We start from the raw sequence: 5038 nt of genomic DNA, 5'->3' as shown, positions 1-5038 counted from the left end.
CGACGAGCTGCATCGATGCACCACGGTTGTTTTCACCCTGGAAATACTGTGCGGCCTCAATGTCGCTTCGCAAAACGGTGGCGCTGAAAAAGACATGGTCGAGCATCCAGACGACGCGTTGCGCATCCGCTCTCACGTCAAGCTGGCCTGCACCCGCCTTCCTGTTGAGGCCGAACCTGTTGCGCAGGCGCTCTGTCATGAGCATGATGGCATCGACCGTAGCGGGACGATCGTAGCTGAACCGTGCGGCGCCTTCGGCGGCGCTTCGCAGCCTTTCGGCCTGTTCTTCTGAAAGTCCGAGGTTTGCACCGTCCGCCTGAAGGCGTTCGGCCAGCACCGAGACCACGAGAAGCATCGATGTGAGACGCTGCTGGCCGTCGTAGATCTGCATGACATTCTGGTCACGCCTGAAGCAGATCGGCCCGAAGTACCAGGGCGTCGTCGATTCTGATGACCTCATGTCGGCCACGTCGGCGAGCACGTGCTCAATGTCGGAGAGCTTCCAGCAGTACGGCCTCTGGCACGGCGGGATCTGAAACGTGAAGCCCGCAGGCGGCATTTCCGCCAATTCAGGCATTCCCGGAATTTCCGCCATGCCCTGAAGTCCGGCAAGCACCTCGCCGAGCGTCACGGCGATGGACCTTTCCCCATGTTCGGCATCAGTAGGCTCAGTCAAGGCTCCGTTCCCTTCTCAATACGGGGCCCACGCAATGCAGGCCCATGAAAAGGAAATTATACGAAGGCAAAGCAATGACACGACAGGAAGAAAGGCGCCTGCCGCTCACTGCCTCTCCTCAACCTTCCTCACCGCATGCGGTACCGTTCACAGCTTAATCACTGGCCTGCTTTGGCGGCGTATTTCCGTGTTGCCTCCAGTGCGAACTGGTTCCAGGCCGCGTTGAGGACGGGCAGGTCCTTCGTCATGTCCAGATCCCCTTGGCACAGCTCCGACCAGCAGGTGAGCCACAGAAGTTTCACGCTCAGGTTGCCGCCGGCTTGCTTGACGATTTCGGCCTTCTTCTTACTGCCGCAACGGGTGAGTTTGCTGTTGAGCGAGGCGTCGATGAGGGCGAGATTCCCAAAAATATCAATCTGGCGAGGTTCTTCATCGAGATGACGGGCTTCCCCGGCGAGAAGGCGGGATGCCCTGTCGTCAGCCTGCGGGACCCAGTGTTCAACCTGACCACTGAAGGTGATGCGGCTCTTTTCAATCCTGTCCCCGAGATCTTTGAAGAACTTGACCTGTGAATTGGGATCTTCGAAGAACTTGGTCGACAAATCGGCGAAGACCTTCTTCATCACATCGAAATTCTGTCTGCGGTCGCACCGGATGAGCCAGTCCGTCCAGAATAGATAACGGCGGCCGGGATAGAGCCAGTGCTCCGTCGAAGAGTTGTCCGGAAGAGGCTGCGGCTCCTCGTTCGCCATTTGAGAGGCCAGTTCCACGGAGGGGACGATCCCCTTTTCGAATGCGAGGCGGGCACCCCACGCCTTGAGACGATCGACGAGATCCTTTGCGAAGCCCTTGTTTGCGCCCGGCTTGAGAGCATGCGCAGCCTGCTTCAGCTCGTTTCTTGACGTCACGTCCTCAATCCCGCGCCCGCCGTTCTTCACGATGGCGTTGCGATAAAGCAGCACGCCGAGGACGATCCAGTATCGGCCCGTGGCGCCGCCGGATTCGGCCATAAGCGTCTCGAGAAGCTCCACGCCGACATCGCCGAGAAGCTTTGCGTTTGTCTCATTGTCGAAGGACAAGCCCTCGCTGCCCGACTTCGGACACCATTCGAGCACAAAGCGAGCGGTGACAAGCATCAGGTGCAGGAACTGCCAGGCGTTCCCACAACGTCGGGCTTCATCCTTGTCAAGAAGAGGCTTGAAGCGGAGCTGGAACTTCTCGCGCGTCAGGTAGTCGTCGACGTCCTGATTCACCAAAGCCTTCCACAGCACGCGGGCGGTGACAAGCAGCATCGTCGCATCGAGCGCCGCATGTGTCGAAGAACTACGTCCCCCCTTCCCTTCATCCGAACCAGTGCCCGCAAGCACGCGGACCTTCTGCCCGCGGGATCGCTTCAGGATGTCTGACAGCGGGCCGCCATGGGTGGTGCTCACCGCCTTGACCTCGATTTTCGAAAGATCCGGCAGGGCCTCGACGGAGTTCAGAGCGAGCGCCTTCAGGACCGCGCTCCATGTCTGATCGTAGAAGTCCGCATCGTCGGGATCCATTCTCTCGACAAGCTGCGCCTTGAGAATGTCGGCGTCGGTGAGCGGCACGCCACGGACGTTGACGTTCTCGAACATCATGGCAGCCTCAATGTGCACCTCCTGATCATTCGTCTGCGCAAGAGACTCCAGCGGCACCTCAGCGAGATTGAAGAAGACGCGGTTGCGAAGCAGTTCGAGAACGCGCTCGGGATCCAGCCCCACCGAATCGTCCTTGGACATCGACAGCCTTTCCTCAAAGGCGTCTCTTACGCCGTTGGAATCAAAAACCTCTTTCCGTCCCGCCTTCTTCCACCTGCCAGGGAATGACGCTCCCTCAGGCAGATTCCTGTAGGAAAGCCACTTCGGCGGAAGCGGCGCCTTCTCGTCAGCCATCTCTTTGTCAAGATGGCTCTCAAGTACGTTCTCGAGAAGCGCGACCGTCGTCAGTCGCTGCTGCCCATCAAGAACGAAGAGTTCTTCGCCCCTGGGATCGAGCCTTGCCGTCACGATCGTGCCGAGCGAATAGCGGATCGACGAATCGAGCTTCGCGACCTCTTGAAAAGCCATGAGATCGTCGAAGAGGACTGCGGCCTCATCTCTGGTCCAGCGGTATGGACGCTGGAAGCACGGAATCACAAGACGACGGCGCTTGAGGTCCTCCAAGGTGAGGCTAACGGCAAAAGTGTTTTCCTTCATCATCAAAAACTCCTACGAATTGAACACGGCGGCGATGCTTTCGGAACGACTCCCGCAGGCCTCATACAGATCAAATACAACCATCTTGCTTGCCTTGCTCACTTGGTGCGCATGATTCTTCTTTTCCTTCTTGCTCTCCTCGTTGTCCCCGTTGTGCCCGTTCGGACCTGTCATCGACGACGGGCGATATCGGACTCGCCTGAAGAGCTCCGCAACCGTCTCCTCCGCCCGGCCGCAGGCATACGGCACGAGCAGCAGGCATTCGCCGGTCCTTTCAAGCGCAAGCGCCCTGACGATGCGGCGCCAGTCGAGCCTCTCCCACAACAGTCTCAACGTCTCCATCACGAGAAGGAGCGCTTCGCGCCATCCTTCATAGGCGGGATCGCGCGCAAGACGAGCGGCACACTCCTTGACGATGTCCGCCTCGGCGAGGAGGTCGGGATTCACCTGCGAAGGATCCTCGAGTGCCGACGCCATGAAGGCTTCGAAACGATTCGGCATGCTGCCGTCGGCGTCGGTCATGAAGGCGTCGGCCCAGTAAACAAGTCCGTTGCAGAGCAGAGGCTCGAGTTCCTGGCCCGTGATGTACTGCTGATAATCATCTGCCTCAGTGTCGAGCGTCCGCCTCACGGCAGCAAGCAGAACCGCGCTCCAGACAAGTGTCCTGAAGAACGGAACACCCGTGCGCGGCATCGAGGAAAGCGTCGGAAACGTGGCCTCGCCCTGAGTACCGGCCCTTGAGTCCGAAATCCTTTTCCTTGCAAAATCGCCGCGGCCGCTGATGAAGTGCCTGTAGTCGTCGGCATCATTCGCCTCGGCCTCGAACGTCCAGAGCCCGCGGACAATGAGCATGGACGGAAGCAACACGCGCTCGACGGCATCGCTTCCCTGAAAAGTACCCCGCGTTCTTTGTTCGGCCAGATTCGTCCAGAGAGCCGCATACTTTTCGAGATCAGCCTCAGGCACAAACCTGAGGTTCAGCGACTTGACGAGGTCGACGAGCTGCATCGATGCACCACGGTTGTTTTCGCCCTGAAAATACTGTGCGGCCTCGATGTCGCTGCGCAAAACGGTGGCGCTGAAGAAGACGTGATCGAGCATCCAGACGACGCGTTTCGCATCCTCTCTCACGTCAAACTGAGCTGCCTCCGCTGTCCTGTTGACGCCGAACCTGTTGCGCAAACGCTCTGCCATGAGCATGATGGCATCAACCGTAGCGGGACGCTCGTAGCTGAACCGTGCGGCGCCTTCGGCGGCGCTTCGCAGCCTTTCGGCCTGTTCTTCTGAAAGTCCGAGGTTTGCACCGTCCGCCTGAAGGCGTTCGGCCAGCACCGAGACCACGAGAAGCATCGATGTGAGACGCTGCTGGCCGTCGTAGATCTGCATGACGTCCTTGTCACGCCTGAAGCAGATCGGCCCGAAGTACCAGAGCGTCGTCGATTCAGCGGACCTCATGTCGGCTACGTCGGCGAGCACGTGCTCAATGTCGGAGAGTTTCCAGCAATAAGGGCGCTGGCACGGCGGGATCTGAAACGTGAAGCCATCAGGCGGCATTTCCGCCAAATCAGGCATTCCCGGTATTTCCGCCATGCCATGAAGTCCGGCAAGCACCTCGCCGAGCGTCACGGCGACGGATCTTTCCTTTTGTTCTGAATCGGTCGGCTCAATCAAGGCTCCGTTTCCTTCTCAATACGGGGCCCACGCAATGCAGGCCCATGAAAAGGAAATTATACGAAGGCAAAGCAATGACACGACAGGAAGAAAGGCGCCTGCCGCTCACTGCCTCTCCTCAACCTTCCTGACCTCGTGCGGAGCCTTTCCGTCCGAAGCGTGTCTCGCTTCGTTTAGCACATGGGACTGGTGCCGCGCCTCCACGGCCTGACGAATGCCCTTTCCTTCTTTCAATGATTCAACATGCGAAGCCGGCCAGTCATCCTGATCAATCAGCACCCAAATTTCGTTGGGGAAGCTCTTCAAAAACCCCTGTTCCCAAGCCGAATTGAACAAAATTGTTCCGTTCGGTTTTTCTTTGCAACGTCAAAAAATGGTGTTTTTTTGCCATCAAAATAGTATGGTTCTATCGTGTTGACGTTTACGATCTTGTAACGCTATGGAAGAGTTGTTTAATGGTCAATTGAGC

3 protein-coding genes are annotated in these 5038 nt (G+C 58.1%); all 3 read right to left on the bottom strand.

Going from position 1 to position 5038, the window contains the following annotated elements:
• Positions 1–676 (bottom strand): DUF262 domain-containing protein (locus HMPREF3036_RS03570; RefSeq protein ID WP_156469733.1); only part of this gene is annotated, 676 nt, incomplete at its 3' end.
• A gap of 158 nt (positions 677–834) precedes the next feature.
• Entirely contained in the window at positions 835–2901 is a 2067-nt protein-coding gene (locus HMPREF3036_RS03565) for a GmrSD restriction endonuclease domain-containing protein (RefSeq protein ID WP_062331622.1), read from the bottom strand.
• 9 nt (positions 2902–2910) lie between these two features.
• Positions 2911–4470, bottom strand: a complete 1560-nt coding sequence (locus tag HMPREF3036_RS03560; protein WP_197457930.1) for a DUF262 domain-containing protein — start codon at positions 4468–4470, stop codon at positions 2911–2913.
• Between the last annotated feature and the right edge of the window lie 568 nt (positions 4471–5038).

It is taken from the genome of Sutterella sp. KLE1602 (assembly GCF_001578585.1).
Lineage (GTDB): Bacteria > Pseudomonadota > Gammaproteobacteria > Burkholderiales > Burkholderiaceae_F > Sutterella > Sutterella wadsworthensis_A.
Note: the sequence above shows the minus strand (reverse complement) of the source record. Positions and strands in the feature narration are given on the sequence as shown.

Excerpts from the sequence above, each read along its gene's own strand:
- HMPREF3036_RS03565 (WP_062331622.1), bottom strand. The coding sequence starts at position 2,901 with ATGATGAAGGAAAACACTTTTGCCGTTAGCCTCACCTTGGAGGACCTC.
- HMPREF3036_RS03560 (WP_197457930.1), bottom strand. The coding sequence starts at position 4,470 with ATGCCTGATTTGGCGGAAATGCCGCCTGATGGCTTCACGTTTCAGATC.